The organism is Roseateles flavus, assembly GCF_039872765.1.
GTDB lineage: Bacteria > Pseudomonadota > Gammaproteobacteria > Burkholderiales > Burkholderiaceae_C > Roseateles_B > Roseateles_B flavus.
The window spans coordinates 1-15,247 of record NZ_JBDPZC010000007.1; the positions used below are offsets into that span (position 1 = coordinate 1).

The following is a 15,247-nucleotide window of genomic DNA, read 5'->3' on the forward strand; positions in this document are numbered from 1 at the left end:
ATGGGGCCGCTGGGCTATGTCCCGCCCGCCGAATTCGAAGCCAATTACCATCGCCAACGCGCTGGTCAGGCCGCGACCGTCTGACTTAAACCAACTGGCCTCCGCGGAAGCCGGGGCGTTTCAGGCCAGATTCCGCTACCAGGTGTTTGTCGAGATGCTGGGTTGGGATCTCCCATGTCGCGATGGCATGGAGCTGGATCAGTTTGACCGAGAGGACACGGTCTACCTGGTGGCCTTCAAAGATTCGCGGGTCGTGGGGACGGCGAGATTGCTCCCGACGCTTCGTCCGTACTTGCTGGGAGAGGTCTTCCCGGCGTTGATGGGCCCACATCCACTACCACGGGATCCTGCAGTGTGGGAGTTGTCCCGCTTCACTGCGGTCGACTTGGACGGTGGACTGGCCGGGGTCGATGCCACCCGTCAGTTCTCTTCAGCCATTGCGGTGGAGCTGCTCCGCGCGGCATTGCACCTCGCCTCCAAGCACCGTGTCGAACGTCTCATCACCGTTTCCCCGCTAGGGGTCGAGCGCCTGCTGCGCCGGGCCGGATTCTTGGCGCACCGCGCTGCACCACCCCAGATCATCGATGGCTTCCCGCTCTTCGCCTGCTGGATCGAGGTCCCGATGCAGCGCAACGACTGAAGGAGCGCAACGCGAAGGCGGAGTGCACGGCGAAGTCGGGCGGCAGGGCGTCAAGGCAAGGCGGCTTCGCTATGCCCGGCGTCCCGGCCTGCAGAGTCTGGGCATTTCGTGCGCATGGATGCTGGGTACAACACATCGAAGAGGCCATGGGCCAATGCGACGGCCATGGGTTCCGAGGGAGAGGAGGGGCAGTCTTGAAGACGGCAGAACCATCGGGAAATGAGCTCGACACGGTGTTCATCGCGCGGCGCAACGAGTTGCGTGGCGTTGCATTTCGGTTGGTGGAATCCGCTGAGCTGGTGGAAGACGTCCTCCAGGATGCTTACCTAAAGCTGATCAGGCGAGGACCTCGGCGTGAGGTCAAGAACCCCTTCGGCTATTGCTGTCAGGTGGTGCGCAATACCGCTTTGGACCACAGCCGGCGCAGAGCCACGGAGCTTCGCTGCATCGTGCCATCGCCCGACGGGGAACTGCCGGACACCCAGGGGGCGCTGCCCGCATCTGCAGGGCTGGATCAGCGTCGGGCCATCGCGCGGGCCGACTCGCTGTTGGCCACGGTGCCCGAGCGTGCCCGCTGGGCGTTTGAGCGGCATCGTTTGTACGGCCTGTCGCAGCGGGAGATCGCGGTCGAGTTGGGCGTCTCGGCGACACTGGTCAATTTCATGGTGAAGGACGTCATGGTGGTGCTGTCGGGCGTCCGGGACGCGCTGGGGGATTGATGCTGGAGGGGGTCTTAAGGGGCTGTTGCTTGGTTCATCGCCCTCAGGCGGTTCCTTATGGTCCGTCGGCGGAGCTGTCAGCGTTTCCAGTAGTCCTCGGCTGATCAGAGGTCGAGCGATGCTGTTCCCAGCGGCAGGCACGCGATCTGCATGAAAGCCGGCTTCTCATTTGCGCACCTCCTCGCTGAGCTGCTGGACAGCCCCGATGACCGCGTCGGGCCATTCCTTCTGGATGTGGGCTGAGTCGCATGACGCAGGCCGGGACTTGGCTTCGACGATGAAGTCGCCCCTGCAACGGCATGGGCTCAATGACCCGGCCCGGCACGCGTCCGACGTCTGCGCATGAGCAAGCCAGTGACAAGCAGGAAGGCGGGAAGCAGTCCTGACAAAAGCGCCAATGCCTGTCCGGGCATGCCCAACAGTTTCCCTCCGTGTAAGGCTTCCAAAATCCCCAGCGCCCTTTGAACGCCTTCGCGCTCACCATCATGCCGCTCCTTGAGCACGTGAGCGGAATGGGCATCGACGAACGCTTCGATGACCGTGTTGTGCTGCTAGACGCTGACCGATGCCAGCGACCACAACTAGCCACACAATCTCGGCTCGGCACTTCCCTAGCCAAGCTATTCAGGGAGAGGCCCACCTGACCTGAAAAGTGGCTCACCCGATGAGACGCCAAGTTCATACACTGCGTCGCATGATCAATAACTTGTAAGGTGAACATGTTCAAGAATCCCGACTGGTACGCACGCAACGCAACGATTCCGTTGTATCGCCTGAAGAAGCGCACGCCGCCCGTGGTCTGGGTGGGGTTGTTCCTTGTCGCGTGCTTTGCTCTGCCGTTTGCTGGCGCAATCCAGATCGTTCACCCAGGCACCTTCGCCACGGTTCAAAAGGGATTCGAGATTGCGCAGAAGTCACCGGTGGACGGCCTTCTGTTCACCTGGATCTTCCTGGTGTACGGCAGCCTCCTCATGTTCTTTGCCAATGGAGCGTTTGTCTTCCTAAGGGCGGCGGCGGGCTACGACGTTCGGCGCAATGCCAGCCTGGTGCAATGGATCCTGAACAAGCTGAATAGCGTCAGGCGGAAGTAGGCGTGGGACTCGCGGCTGGTGGTGAATCCGACGAGATAGGGCGGCATTTTCGGGTAGCTCCATGTATCGTGCGGGCCGACGATGCTCCATTTAGGGCTCCACATGGACGTACAGCGTTTTCGTCTGGCTGGGACCAGCTACGACGCACTAGACCCTGAGTGGCAAGGCGCCCTGGCCGGGGCGCACACGGAGGGTGCGCGTCCCCGGTGTCTGTGCGTTGAGGGGGGCATCGAAATGTACGTCGCACGCCACCATCAGCGCTTCGTCGTCAAACGGATGCCGGGCACAGGCTTTCAGCATCAACCCCAATGCCCATCCTATGAGCCCGAGGCTCAGAAGTCAGGCCTCGGCGAGCTGATGGGAGAGGCGATCATCGAAACGGACTCTGGTTCCACCGAGCTGTTCGTGGATTTTCCCTGGCTGCGGATGGCAGGCCGTCGCACGGCACCTGCTGAAGCAGCTGATCCTGGCGAGGTGCAGGTGCCCCGCCAGCGAATGAGCCTGCGTGCGCTGACCCACTTCCTCTTCGAACGCGCAGGCTTCAATCGATGGTCGCCGGCGATGGCGGGCAAGCGCAATCAGGGCGTGATTTGTAGGTACTTGCTGGATGCGGCCGCAGAGCTTTGGGTGAAGGGGCAGCCACTCGCCCAGCGGCTCTATGTGCCCGAGCCATTCAGCGAGGCCGCCAAGGCTTCGGTAGCTGAGCGACGCCGCGCCAAGCTGGCCATCCTGCAGCCTCGAGACGGCCAGGCCCCTTTGGCCATCGTGATCGGTGAGTTCAAAACGTGCGAGCGAACAGCCTTCGGTCGCAGGCTGTGGATTCGGCACATGCCGGATGCACCGCTGCTGATCGCTGACAAGAGCTGGGAGCGCGCACTGCGAGTCTTTGCCGCCAGCTTCCAGATGCTCGATGCCCATGCACACCTGCGGCCCCGCCTGGTACTGAGCGCGTTGATTCGAGCCAAGCGCGAGCATGTCTACGAGGTTGACGTGGTGAACCTGATGCTGACCACCGAGCAGTGGATTCCCATTGATGGGGCGCACGAGATCGAGTTGATACACCGGTTGGTGGAGCAGCAACGGCGCTTCATCAAGCTCTTACGCTACGACGCCAAGAGGGCTGGGGGCTTCCCCAATGCCTTGCTGCTCGACGTTGGTGCGGAGGCTGCACCCTTGCATGTCATCAGCGCGTTCGTTGATGAAAAGGAGCGCAAGGCCAAGCTGCAGGCTATTGCTCGGCAGCCCGATGTCTGGACCTGGTGGACGGATCAACCGATGCCGCCATTGCCCGATATGGCGAGGGGGGCTCGTTGATCGACCGTAGCAGGAGACACCGAACGGTACTTTCCAACGACTACCGAACTACTACTCGGCTTTGAATGCGAACTTCTGTGCGATGTACTTTGCGGAGTTCTCGATGTAGGGAAACACAGTGCTGTCGTTGATGTTCAGCTGATCCAACTGAGAAAGCACGGCACCCTTGTTCTTTACTGCAATCCGCTTTACGGAAATCTCCGGCGTTCCGCCTTCGTCAAGTGTTGCGTCGTGACCGAATAGAAGAAATGCTCCTGACTGGAAAGCGATGCGGCTGTTTGTGTGCTTTCCCTTGACGCAGATGACCGCGCGGAGGTCTCGCGGCACCAAGCGACCTTCGAAGAACGGCTTCTCTTCTTTGATGAAGTGCAGCAGTCGCTTCACCGGAGTTTGGCGATTGAACTTGCGAACGTCGTTGCTGCTGTAGTCCATCGATTCCTTGGACTCCTGAGACAGGCGAGTCAGGTTGGCGATGCAGCTGGCCGTGTCCGAGTCGAAGTACCGAATCTGATTGCGCTCCATGGAAAAGACAATCACCTCGCCATCCTCACTCAAGTTGCTCTTGCAAGCGAAGTACAGCGCGATGAGTGGGTTCGAAGTGATGTCTAGCAGGCGCGTGGGCAGCGAGTAGTGCTGCATGCGTACTAGGCGGTCCAGCGTGTACACATCGCCTGGAAAGTCCATCGAGTTTGAGACGAGCAACTCACGGTACATCCGGTCTTCAGCGTCGCGGTAGATGAAGTTGCCGTCCTTGTCCTTTCGGAAAATGGATGGCTCAAGCCGGTACTTGGTCCGGTTCGAATGTCCGCGATAGAACACCTCACGGCCGTCATGATCCATGCGTAGGACGTGCTCCACGAACGCCCCGACGCTGTCCGCTTGGAACTCAGGGGGTGAGATGGGGGGAAGCTGTTCCTTCTCCACCTTGCGAGTTTCCGTGGCACCCGGGATGATCCCTGTCCGGGCTAGGACTTCGAATAGGTCTTCATCCTTGATCGCCCAATGGGTGCGATTGAGCTCCCAGCTGCGAATGTCCAGGGCCGCTTGAAGACCGCTGATGCGGTCGAAGGGGACCGGCGGAATGCCCAAGTCCAGCTCGGGTTCGACGTACAGCTGCCGTCCGTCATTGCGCACCTTGACACTTTTTAGCCGCCCTACGCGCATGGCCTCGCTTGTCCCCTCGTAGGCGAACAGGCACGGCAACTCCTTTAGTGCCTCAATCTGCGGCGCTTTAAGCTCCCGGAAACTCGTGGCGATCTCGTCGCTTGTGTACTCGAGAAACCGACTGCGGTCGTACTCATAGCCTGGGCGATCCCAAGCCCCACTGATCGAGGTTACAAGGAAGCTGAACATGCGAAGGGGCAGAGAAGAACTGAGCTAGCGAGGCAATGTAGCAGACCGATTGCATTGGTTTTCGCCAAGGCGGATCAGACTTGATGCCTTTACAATTGAGGCCAAGGCTTTCGCGGAAGCCTGCGACCCCCTTCGCAAAGTTTTCACCGCCTGCCAGTCTTACGCACGAATTTCTCCAAGCCACATAGTGGCTCGCTGGGTGTTGGGGGTCCGCCTGCGGCCACTGCTTAGGAGCATGCCGTGTCGAAACCAACTCTCAACCAGGCTTTTCTGGATCAACTGCGCTTGTCTGCAAAAGACAAGGCGCGCCAAGACCCTTCTCTCAGCTACATGCAGTGGCTGGATGAGCTATGCAGTGAACTGGGGTTCACCTACAACTCGCTGAGGGACCGAATCAAGGAGCTCGAGGCTCAGGCTCTCGCCGAGTCTTTGGCGGCCGAGGACACCATGTGGGTGCAGCGGCTCGCGCTGCCTCGCGTCTGGGGCTCTCTGCCTCCCGCTACGCGTCAGAAGTTCCCCTTGCCCCTTGAAGGGGACAGAGACGTTCCTTGGCCGAATAGCCTGGTCACGTGTTCCCTGTTCACCGTGACAGAGATCGGTCCACGCCAGGCCAAGAGTGGGCCCGTGTTTAGCCTTGATGATGAGTCCATGGCCTACCAGGGGGACGAGCTGCGCGTTAGCTGTGATCAGACGTTGCTGATGGCGTTCATCATGGCATCGCGTGGAATGCGGTGTGGCGCGCTGGTCTCATGCTCGCTGGAATCGCTCGAGGCCCGCATGGGCTGCCGACTGACGGAGCTTGGCATGCCGATCGAAGTCCGCGAGATAGAACGCACGTTGTGGAGGCTCTGCCACTGCCGGCTGGAGTTTGCCGCTCGCCGCTTCGACGGACCCATCCTGGCCTATGTGAACGCGACAAAGGCGCCTGCCCAATTCGAGTACGCGTTCAATCCAGACTTCGCCAACTTTTACTTCCCGATCCTGGCCATCCTCGGCTCACTTTTCGGCGAAGACGATGCGAGTAGTTGAGTGGTCCTGCCAGGACTGATGTCGCAGGCGTGATGGGGTGCTTGGGCCGATCACGCTCCGCACAGCATCGGACCACGAAGGCTCTATTCGAAGGGCCGCAATGAGTGTTTGGATGCCGTCGAAGTCAGAACAATGCCCAACTGACGTGCGGACCATTTCGCCTGCGCATTGGTCAATGCGGTGTATCCCAAGACCAAGCCGGGCTGCGGTGCGGATCCTGTTCCCCGCCAGAAGGAGCGAAGGCCTTGGAGTTCCATTCCGGACTCCCTGGCCAGCGCGATCATTGCGTCTTCGCGTGCGTTAGGAGCGAGTCGTAGAACGAAGTGGAATCCGGCGTGCAGTCCCTGAAAGTCCTCATCACGAAAGCCGCTTGCCTTCAGCTCCCGAATGATGAGGTCTCGACGTGTTTTGTAAGCGACTCGGGCGGTTTTCAGCTGGCGCAGGAGAGCGCCGGTGCGCATGAACTCGGTCAGCACCAGCTGATCCAGGACGGAGTTGGAGCGGCCTGTCGCTGCCCGCACTGCCATCAAGCTCGGCATAAGCCTGGCCGGGGCGACGATGTAGCCCACGCGCAGTCCAGGGAAAAGCGTTTTGTTGAAGCTGCCGCAGAAGATGACCCGATCCGAGCGGTCCTGGCTCTTCAGCGCGGAGAACGGCGCACGCTCGTAGCTGAAGTCGCTGTCGTAGTCGTCTTCGAGAATCCAGCTGCTGGTGGAGTCGGCCCATGCCAGCAACGCTTTGCGTCGAGCCGGTGACATCAGCACGCCGGTCGGAGCCTGGTGTGCCGGAGTGACGTAGGCCATGGCAACGTTGGCCTGTTGAAGCACGCTGACATCCATGCCGTCCTGATCGACGGGAATGCCGACCGTCCGGCGGCCGCGCAATCGGAAGATCGCTTCTGCACCCGAGTAGCCCGGATCTTCGAGGGCCACGGCGTCCCCATCGCCAATGGCGACCTGGGCGCACAGGTCCACGGCATGACGGATGCCTGTGACCACCATGATCTCCTGCGGTGCGCAGCGAAGCCCCCGGCTGAGTGCGAGATGGTCGCAGATCGCTTCGCGTAGGTCGGCCAGTCCGCGAGGATCGGCGTCACCGAGATTCGCTGGTCCAAGCGCGCGCGAAGCCTTCGCAATGCAAGCTTGCCATGCGCGGGTACCGAAGGTCTGAACGTCGGGCAGGCGAGCAATGAAGGGCTGCCCGGCACCGACCGGCGCGCTCGCTGGCATGGCCTCGCCGTCCTGGCCCGTCGCCGTCGCTGGCGGGGATCGTCCGCCCCTGTTGCGCCCAGGCGAGATGTCGTTGGAGGTCTCTTGGACGTCGGCTTGAAGAAAACGCTCGGGCGGTGCCAAGCCCACATGCGTCCCGCGGCCAACGACAGCGGACACGTAGCCCTCGCGGCTCAACTGTTCAAAGGCCAGTTCCACGACCCCCCGTGACACGCCCCAGCGCTCAGCCAACGACCGTGTCGACGGCACGGCATCGCCAGGTTTCAGGAGCTGATTGTCGATGGCGGTGGCCAACTGCCGGTAGATCCATTGCTGCTTGCTTTCACCGTCGAGGGCGGGGAGGGAAGCCAGATCTGCAGCGAAGCGGGAACCTGAACGTAGTGACATAACGCCATTGTGGCGCGCATCAAATCGCACGGCCGGAAAACGAGTTGCTGCCGCCAGAAAGTGGCCCAACGGAACTGCGACCAAGTGGCCCTTTGACGGGCAGGGGGGCGTTCCTAGACTCTGGGTACCGCTGATTCCTAGAGAGGCATGCTGTGCATGAAGAAGTCGTTCCTGGTCCGTTGCATTCCCCCATCGCCGTGTTTGATGCAGGCATTGGCAGCTACGGCATTGTTCAGTTGATACACCGTCACTACCCCGACCAAGACCTGCTGTACTTCGCCGATCGGGCGAGTTTTCCCTATGGGGGAAAGACCAAGGAAGCGCTGGCCCAGTCGATTCGCGACGCGATTGCGCGACTGGCGGAGATGGGCGCGCATGCCGTGGTCTTGGCATCGAACGCGCCTTCCGTGATGGTGCTGGACGAGCTGGGACCTCAGCAACCTGTTCCAGTTCTCGGCATCTACCCACCTGTCGCAGATGCGTTGGCGCGGTCGCAATCGGGTCAGATTGCCGTGCTCGGTGTTGAGTCCCTCATCCAGAGCGCTGAGATCCGTGCCTATGTGGCCAGGCAGGCCGGAGGCCTCGATGTAGGCCTGGTCAATGCATCTCCGCTCGTGCAACTGGTGGAGGAGGGGACTTTTCTCTCCAACCCGGGGGCGACGCTGGAGGCCGTCCAACACTTCATCCAGGAGCTGCGCCAGGATCGGCCTGGCCTCGACGTGTGCACGCTGTCGTCAACGCACCTGCCTTGGCTTGCCCCCTTCTTTGCCTTGGCTGCCCCGGACGTGGATTTCCTGGATCCGGCTGAGTCTTTGATCCCTCGATTGCGTCCTTACGTTGCCAGCGGTACGGGGCAGATCCGCTGCATTGCGACTGAATCGCCATCCATGCCCGTCAGCGGCTTGCAGCGGATGCTGACCTTGCTGGGCGTGGATCTCAAACCAAAACTTGTCATTTGAAGGAAGCTATCATGCGTCTTAGCAATCTCCTCTGGGCCGTGGCCATGGTCGTTCCCATGTCCAATGCGGCATGGGCACAAGCTTGGCCCACGCGCCCCATCAACTGGATCGTGCCATTTCCTCCCGGTGGCACCACCGACGTGGTGGCCCGCATCGTAGCCGACCGCCTGGGGCGCGAGCTCGGACAGCCCGTCACGGTGGACAACAAGGCGGGCGCAGGAGGCAGCATCGGAACCATGCAACTGATGCGCGCTACAGCGGATGGATACACCATTGGCATGGCGACGGTCAGCACGCACGCGGTCAATCCGGCCTGCAACCCCAAGCTGGGCTACGACCCGCTCACGGATTTTGTGCCGGTCTCCAATCTGGCGCGCACGGCCAATGTGCTCACCGTCAACAATGCGTTTCCGGCCAAGACCTATGCCGAGTTCATCTCGCTGGTCAAAGCCGGGCCTGGCAAGTACAGCTACGCGAGCACGGGCCATTGCGGCGGGATGCACATGATGGGAGAGATGTTCAAGGTGTTCACCCGTACCGCCATCGTCCACATCCCCTACCGAGGTGCGGGGCCGGCGCTGAACGACTTGCTGGGGGGCCAAGTCCAGATCATGTTCGACAACCTGCCATCGTCCATCGGCCACATCAAGGCCGGCTCCATCCGTGCTCTGGCTGTCGCTTCAGAACAGCGCATACCGGGCATGAGTGGCGTCCCCACCTTCAAGGAGTTGAGGCTTCCAGAAGTGAATGAGCCCGCTTGGTATGGGGTGGTTGTGCCTGCACGTACGCCGGCCGCGGTGGTGCAGCGCCTTAGCGAGGCCTTGCGCAAGGTGCTGCTTGTCCCGGAGGTTCGCACCAAGCTGCAGGACAGTGGAGCAGAACCCGTTGGGAACTCACCGGAGGCGTTCGCTGTCGAGATCAGTGCCGAGCTCGAAAAGATGCGGCGTGTTGTCAAGCAGCAGCAGATTCGCTTCGATCAATGACGCGCATGTGTAGGGGACGTCGGCTCGGTTCGCGTCAGCTCATGCGCGATCGAGCGTCGGAGACCCTGGCGCTTGCAGCCGACGCCAAGCCCATGCCGTCAGCAGGCTCGCGGTGAGGGTGATGGATGCCATCGGTGAAGAGGTACCATCTGCGAGCTGAGCAAGAATCCAGCTGCACGCTGCCGTGATTCCCATCTGGACGAAGAAGAACAGGCCCGAGGCTGCACCTGCGACATGTGGGTACGGTTGAAGCACCGCGAACTGGCATGCCGGAATGATCATCCCAACCGTGAGCATCAACACGGCCATCGGGACGAGCAGCGCGAACGCGGAGGCCGGCGAACAGATCGCCCAGAACTTCATGGTGATGGCGCAAGCGACGTTTAGGCGTATCGCCCACCCTATGAGGGCGTCGGCGCCCAGTGCCCCGGCTCGTCGACGGAAGATCGTGGTGCCGAGCAGGTACCCGAGAACGGTGGTGCCATAGGCGATGGCAAATTCGATGGGAGACCAGTTCATGCCTCGCTGGAAGATGTTGGACGAGTCCATCACGAAGGGGAAGTAGGTGCAGTAGGCGAGGCTGATGGTTAAGGCGTATCGCAAGAATTCGCGTGTGCATAGTAGTTTCCGATAGAGCCGGGCCAGGTCCCTGAGACCCAAAGGCCTGCTGCCTGCGGGGAGAGTCTCGGGAATCCATGCATCGAGAGCCAGCAGCAGGGCCGCGGATGACACGGTCAGCAGAACGAAGGTCCAGCGCCACCCCATGCCGACCTCGACAATCCCGCCTATGAGTGGGGCAATGACTGGGGACAAGGCCATGCCCGTTGAGAGGGTGCTGAGCACCCCCGTCTGGAGATGTGGTGGATACCTGTCCCTCACGATGACGCGTCCCACCACCGTTCCACAGCAGCCCCCGAGGGCCTGAAGGAATCGGCCAGTGATAAGGCCTGTTGCAGTGCTGGCGACGGTGCATACGACGGACGCCGCGAAGTAGAGTCCGATCCCCCCAATGAGCACGGTGCGTCGGCCGAATCGATCCGCCAGGGGGCCACAAACCAGCATCGAGATCGCATAGCCCACCATGTAGACCGTCATGGTCAGCTGCAGCTCGTAGCTCGATGCGCCGAGTTCCCTTGCAATGGCCGGAAGGGAAGGGAGGTAGATGTCAATCGTGGCCCTTGGGAGGCAGACCACGCCCAGCAGAAAAAGCGTCCAGGTCCAGGCAACTTGGCGCGACGTTGAGCTTGGTGAAGAGCTCATCACGGCTGCTCGCTGACGTAGTCTGCAGAGGCGGCCGAAGACCGCTGGAGATCATCGCGAATCTGCTCTGCTATGCACTGTGCACGCTTCGCAATCATCTCCAGCGAAGGGACGAAGAAGTAGGTGCCGCAAGTCAGATGGCCAATGACCCGGAGGCGGGGATCCGGTACCCCCTGGGCATTGACTAACGAACTCGTTGCGAAATCGACCTGAAGGCCGCCGCGCCAGTCGGCCTGCGCATGGCCGTCCCGAAGCAGGCCTCGCAGCAATGCGGAGTCCTGATCAGAAGAAATCTGCCTGGTTGCACCTGTCGCATTGATCACCGTCTGGTAGTGGTCTCGCGTCTCGGAATCGAGGTGATCGCAGGCGATGAGGCCTTGCGCGGGGACGACCGTGAAACTCGCTCCTCCCTTCAAGATGCGCAGTTGTCGGCTGTCCATCATGTCCAGGAGGAGCTTCGCGTTGACCCAGGGCATGGGAGCTCGCCGGCACATCCAATCGCCGTGGAAGCGCTGGAGCACAAGATGCTGGGCGACTGGGGAGAGCGAATGCCACGCTTGCTCGATCACTTCGTTGGTCGAGGCCAAGACCAGCTGCCATGGAACGACCTGGTTCTCTGCCGTCAGCTGTGAGCGCAGGCGCGACTGAGCATCAGGATGTCGCGCGAAGAGGTGCTTCCAGCAGGCACCTTCTGATCGCAGTTCCGCGCGCAGCAGCCGGAGAAGCTCGCGCAGCGAAGCTTTGCCAGGTCCTTTTGCCGCCAACGTCATCACTGCGCATCGTGTCGCCTCCTGCAGGGTGTGCTGGCGGACCTGTAGTCCTCGAACGCAGGGAAGCCGTCCGCTGCGAGAGCGCATGTCGATGCGGCCTTCATAGCCGGCCTTCTTTAGCGCTACGGCTACGTCCACTGCCGTCAATCCCGTTCCGATGATGCAGACATTTGAGGACTTCAGCAGGGCGGGCAGCTTGGGCTGCAAGGGGTAGGGGTTGTGGATGTACCCTTGAGCACTGCTTAGACCGTAGGCATCGAAGGACCCTGCGCTGCCCATTGCGAGGAGGACATGGTCCGCCGTGATGGAGCCCTCCGATGACTGGACGTGAAAGCGGGCGCCTTTCTCGATAGCGACGACTTCCTCGTGGACCACCTGGACTTCTAGGCCCTTCTTGAGGGCACTCTTGCGGACCTCAACCGCAAAGTCTTCCAGGAACATGCCGAACACGGGACGGGGCACGTAGGCCGAACCCAGGTCGCTCGCCACCCAAGGGCGGAGGTCTTCAGCATTCATGGCCTTCCAGCGGAGCCAGTACGCAAAGGCCCCCGCTTCATGTGCCGACGCGGACATGGTCTGTGCCCCTCGATTCAGCAGCACGGCTGCGCAGTCTCCTTGGTACGCTAGCCCCGGTCCGAGACGGGGCCTCGGTTCGAAGATGCGGACGCGAACCCGAGCTGCGGTGGCGCAATCCACTGCCGTGACGAGATGGTGAAGAAAGGCGACGCATGCGGCTCCGCCGCCGATGACTGCGATGTCAGTCTTGCGCATGGCGAACGTTCTCCTCTTGCTCAAGGGGCCCGTCTTGATGCGTTGAATCGGGTGCTGAGGACGCGGGCTCTTGGAGCCGCATCGTATGCAGGCAAGGAGTTGCGTTGTACTACCCGAAATAGTAGTGAGCTGCCTTTGGTGAGGTCGCGACGCAGGTGATGCGGGATTGCTGCGAATGACGCCTTGCGTCAACGGCTTCTTCGTAACAAAGATTTGCTCTGCCATCGACGACCGATGCGCTTGACGCTATAAGGGCAAGGCTCAAACGGGCGGCCACTCCTGGGGAGTGGCAGATCAGAGATTGACGACCCAGAGGTGGTGGGATCAGCATGCAGAAGTGGGCGCAAGACCTGCTCATGGCGCTTGAAAGAGCCAGAGGAACTCAAGGTGTGTATGACGCAATCCAAGCGGCCTCGGCGCGGCTTGGATTCGAATGGTGTGCGTTCGGCGTCCGCTTCCATCGATTCCCGTCCCAGATCCCTGTGTCCCTGCTGAACAACTACCCCTCGTCGTGGCGTCTGCGCTATGACCAGGCGGACTACCTCAGCATCGACCCCACGATCGCACGAGCCGACCGCTCACAGCTTCCGTTCTTGTGGAGCGACACCTTGTTTTCGAGCGCCGTGGGCTTGTGGCAAGAGGCTCAGGACATGGGGCTGCGTGTCGGATGGGCCCAGTCACGCTTTGATGCTCAAGGGATCGGCAGCCTGCTCACCCTGGCTCGCTCTGCTGAGCCGCTGTCAGACGCGGAATTGCGCGGGAAGGCGCTCGCGCTGAATTGGTTGGTATCGGTCGCCCATGAATCGCTGACGAAGGCATTGGCGCCCGCATCTTTCTGGGAACCGAAGGCTTCGCTCACACAGCGCGAGATTGAGGTGCTGAAGTGGGCTGCTGCAGGAAAAACGACGGAGGACACGGCGACGATTCTGGCCATCAGCGTCGATACCGCTAAGTTTCACATCAAGAATGCGATTGCCAAGTTGGGAGCCCCGAACAAGATCGCAGCAGTAGTCCGTGCAATGGCGCTGGGCCTGCTGAACTGAACTACGAACGACATTGGCTGTGTGTGCTCATTTGCGGCAGTGCACATCGAATTTGCAACACGGTCATGGCGCGGCGGTTGTCAGCGCCCCGTGGAGGCAGTCATCCGACCGTTCGCGGTCAGGAGCGGGACATGGTTCAGTGCTCCTCGAAGCGGACATTGACATGGGCCAATGTGCGCATGTCTTGTTTCATGGATCGTTGGTTGATAGCAATTCCATATATGCTTCCCATTTGCTTTCTATATCTCTGACTTATGAATAGGGTGTCCGCGACCAAGGTGACCAAGGCGCGTCGTGCCGAGGCTCCGAAGCTTGGCGAAATCAACATCGTCGGTCTTTTCGAGGCCGAGGCGGCAGCACTGTTGCAGGCGGCCGACCGCGGTCAAATCCTGCACAAGACCCACAACATCAGAGACTCCGGTGCTCTGCTTGAATCGACTTTTCGCCAAATCATTGGCAGGCGCCTTCCTCCGCAAGCGCAGATGGCGCACGGCTACCTGTACGACCTTGAGTCCACTTGCACCCCGCAGGTGGACGCAATGGTTCTAAGTGCAGCGGACAACTATCCCATGATGAATGCGGAGGGAGAGGCAATCTATGCGCCGTTTACCAGCTGTAGGGCCTACGTCGAGATCAAGTCTTCCACCGGCGACGTGACCAAGCAGCTTGGTCAAGCTGCGAAGATTTCCACGCGCATTGCAGAGATGGGTGCTGCGCTGGGGGAGCTTCGTGCAGAGACCGCAATGCCTGAAGGAGTGGGCTCGGTTTTGCTGTACGCGAATTCCAGAGACGCGAAGGCGGGTCCGTTCGCTACGTGGTTTAGCAAGAACTCGCAGAAACCCACGTTGGTGGTCTTTCTGGACAAAGCTGTGGTCATCTCGCGCCGGCCATTGTTAAATTCATTCTTCGATTGGGGCGCCGACGAAATTCAGCCCGCTGAGACTCTGAACCTTGCCCATCCCTTCGTTGGGAGTGAGGCCTGGCTCTACAAGCCGGAAGCGACGACTGTTCCAGAAGCTCGCGGCCGGGTGCTCCTGTGGCTGTACTACTGGCTGCTGTACTGCGCAACCCGGCACGAGGTGGAACGCGCAAAAGCAGCCAAGGAGCAGGTCGAACTCTTGGATTCCACTTTGGCTGCCGGTGACGCGATGCTGCCGGTGCGGGGGAGCAAGCATCAGTTGCCGCCGGTCGCCGCATTCATCGCTGCCGCGAACAGACGCTTCCCTTTGTTGGCAGTCAAAAGGCTGGCAGACTTCAATGATCTGATTCCAAGCTTTGAGAGTTGCTAGCTCGCCAGTGTCTGACTCGAGTCAGAGCGCGAGGTGGAGTTCGCGGCGCAACAGGAGTTCTTTGGAAGACAAGGCGGCCATCGTCAAGCACCTGCAGGCCGCAAGGTGAATGTCATGGTAGCTGACGACTGGATGAGCGATGTACGGGCCTCGGCGCAAGGCGCAAGAGGTGTTGCGATGGGCTCGGGAAAGCCCGTCAAACTCTGGAGCCAGAAAGCAAAGTTGTGCCGGCGCCTTGAGTCGACGTGGATACTGATAGCTCGGTTCAGGGTTGGGTCTGCGCCTGCTATACCAATAAGCCAATTGAAGGCAGAACGCAGAGAGTGGCAGGGGCGAGGACCTCATTGGCGTCACTCCAGCAAAGACCGCTTTGCAAGGAGTTAGGGTCCTTTGCAGTGTATGAAGCGCCC

General features: G+C 60.8%; 14 protein-coding genes. 9 read left to right on the forward strand and 5 right to left on the reverse strand.

Going from position 1 to position 15,247, the window contains the following annotated elements:
* Positions 1–16: 16 nt before the first annotated feature.
* Both ABDJ40_RS15080 and ABDJ40_RS15085 read left to right on the forward strand, forming a co-directional pair.
* Positions 17–640, forward strand: a complete 624-nt coding sequence (locus ABDJ40_RS15080) for an acyl-homoserine-lactone synthase (protein WP_347611501.1) — start codon at positions 17–19, stop codon at positions 638–640.
* A 194-nt stretch (positions 641–834) separates the two neighbouring features.
* Positions 835–1,359: a sigma-70 family RNA polymerase sigma factor gene (locus ABDJ40_RS15085; protein ID WP_347611099.1), complete on the forward strand. Its 525-nt coding sequence runs from the start codon at positions 835–837 to the stop codon at positions 1,357–1,359.
* 305 nt (positions 1,360–1,664) lie between these two features.
* Here ABDJ40_RS15085 and ABDJ40_RS24765 read toward each other — a convergent pair whose 3' ends face one another.
* Entirely contained in the window at positions 1,665–1,862 is a 198-nt protein-coding gene (locus ABDJ40_RS24765) for a PepSY domain-containing protein (RefSeq protein WP_430765646.1), read from the reverse strand.
* Between the two features lie 216 nt (positions 1,863–2,078).
* Here ABDJ40_RS24765 and ABDJ40_RS15090 point away from each other — a divergent pair, with 216 nt between their 5' ends.
* Complete coding sequence (locus ABDJ40_RS15090; RefSeq protein WP_347611101.1) at positions 2,079–2,450, forward strand: hypothetical protein; 372 nt, start codon at positions 2,079–2,081, stop codon at positions 2,448–2,450.
* A gap of 102 nt (positions 2,451–2,552) precedes the next feature.
* Complete coding sequence (locus ABDJ40_RS15095; protein ID WP_347611103.1) at positions 2,553–3,764, forward strand: DUF1173 family protein; 1,212 nt, start codon at positions 2,553–2,555, stop codon at positions 3,762–3,764.
* Between the two features lie 51 nt (positions 3,765–3,815).
* Here ABDJ40_RS15095 and ABDJ40_RS15100 read toward each other — a convergent pair whose 3' ends face one another.
* A complete protein-coding gene (locus ABDJ40_RS15100; protein WP_347611105.1) occupies positions 3,816–5,117 on the reverse strand; it encodes an FRG domain-containing protein in 1,302 nt (433 codons plus the stop codon).
* Between the two features lie 240 nt (positions 5,118–5,357).
* Here ABDJ40_RS15100 and ABDJ40_RS15105 point away from each other — a divergent pair, with 240 nt between their 5' ends.
* The gene (locus tag ABDJ40_RS15105; protein WP_347611107.1) at positions 5,358–6,146 is read left to right on the forward strand and encodes a hypothetical protein; all 789 of its coding nucleotides are present in this window, start codon (positions 5,358–5,360) and stop codon (positions 6,144–6,146) included.
* 83 nt (positions 6,147–6,229) lie between these two features.
* On the opposite strand, the gene pdxR is transcribed toward ABDJ40_RS15105, so the two are convergent.
* Positions 6,230–7,831 carry a MocR-like pyridoxine biosynthesis transcription factor PdxR gene (pdxR, locus tag ABDJ40_RS15110; RefSeq protein WP_347611109.1) on the reverse strand — a complete coding sequence of 534 codons (1,602 nt, stop codon included), beginning with the start codon at positions 7,829–7,831 and terminating at the stop codon, positions 6,230–6,232.
* 83 nt (positions 7,832–7,914) lie between these two features.
* Between pdxR and ABDJ40_RS15115 the strand changes: the two genes are divergently transcribed.
* Both ABDJ40_RS15115 and ABDJ40_RS15120 read left to right on the forward strand, forming a co-directional pair.
* The gene (locus ABDJ40_RS15115) at positions 7,915–8,721 is read left to right on the forward strand and encodes a glutamate racemase (RefSeq protein ID WP_347611111.1); all 807 of its coding nucleotides are present in this window, start codon (positions 7,915–7,917) and stop codon (positions 8,719–8,721) included.
* Between the two features lie 11 nt (positions 8,722–8,732).
* Entirely contained in the window at positions 8,733–9,704 is a 972-nt protein-coding gene (locus ABDJ40_RS15120) for a Bug family tripartite tricarboxylate transporter substrate binding protein (RefSeq protein WP_347611113.1), read from the forward strand.
* A gap of 39 nt (positions 9,705–9,743) precedes the next feature.
* Here ABDJ40_RS15120 and ABDJ40_RS15125 read toward each other — a convergent pair whose 3' ends face one another.
* Entirely contained in the window at positions 9,744–10,964 is a 1,221-nt protein-coding gene (locus tag ABDJ40_RS15125; protein WP_347611115.1) for a multidrug effflux MFS transporter, read from the reverse strand.
* Positions 10,964–12,505: an FAD/NAD(P)-binding protein gene (locus tag ABDJ40_RS15130; RefSeq protein WP_347611117.1), complete on the reverse strand. Its 1,542-nt coding sequence runs from the start codon at positions 12,503–12,505 to the stop codon at positions 10,964–10,966. The genes ABDJ40_RS15125 and ABDJ40_RS15130 overlap by 1 nt, the downstream gene beginning before the upstream one ends.
* Positions 12,506–12,834: 329 nt before the next feature.
* On the opposite strand from ABDJ40_RS15130, the gene ABDJ40_RS15135 reads away from it, so the two are divergent.
* Positions 12,835–13,548 carry an autoinducer binding domain-containing protein gene (locus tag ABDJ40_RS15135; RefSeq protein WP_347611119.1) on the forward strand — a complete coding sequence of 238 codons (714 nt, stop codon included), beginning with the start codon at positions 12,835–12,837 and terminating at the stop codon, positions 13,546–13,548.
* 263 nt (positions 13,549–13,811) lie between these two features.
* Entirely contained in the window at positions 13,812–14,837 is a 1,026-nt protein-coding gene (locus ABDJ40_RS15140) for a DUF6602 domain-containing protein (protein ID WP_347611121.1), read from the forward strand.
* The last annotated feature ends 410 nt before the right edge of the window (positions 14,838–15,247 follow it).

Bases quoted from the DNA above. Each gene is read 5' to 3' on its own strand.
- ABDJ40_RS15080 (WP_347611501.1), top strand. From the start codon at position 17: ATGTCCCGCCCGCCGAATTCGAAGCCAATTACCATCGCCAACGCGCTG.
- ABDJ40_RS15090 (WP_347611101.1), top strand. From the start codon at position 2,079: ATGTTCAAGAATCCCGACTGGTACGCACGCAACGCAACGATTCCGTTG.
- ABDJ40_RS15095 (WP_347611103.1), top strand. From the start codon at position 2,553: ATGGACGTACAGCGTTTTCGTCTGGCTGGGACCAGCTACGACGCACTA.
- ABDJ40_RS15100 (WP_347611105.1), bottom strand. From the start codon at position 5,117: ATGTTCAGCTTCCTTGTAACCTCGATCAGTGGGGCTTGGGATCGCCCA.
- ABDJ40_RS15120 (WP_347611113.1), top strand. From the start codon at position 8,733: ATGCGTCTTAGCAATCTCCTCTGGGCCGTGGCCATGGTCGTTCCCATG.
- ABDJ40_RS15125 (WP_347611115.1), bottom strand. From the start codon at position 10,964: ATGAGCTCTTCACCAAGCTCAACGTCGCGCCAAGTTGCCTGGACCTGG.
- ABDJ40_RS15130 (WP_347611117.1), bottom strand. From the start codon at position 12,505: ATGCGCAAGACTGACATCGCAGTCATCGGCGGCGGAGCCGCATGCGTC.
- ABDJ40_RS15135 (WP_347611119.1), top strand. From the start codon at position 12,835: ATGCAGAAGTGGGCGCAAGACCTGCTCATGGCGCTTGAAAGAGCCAGA.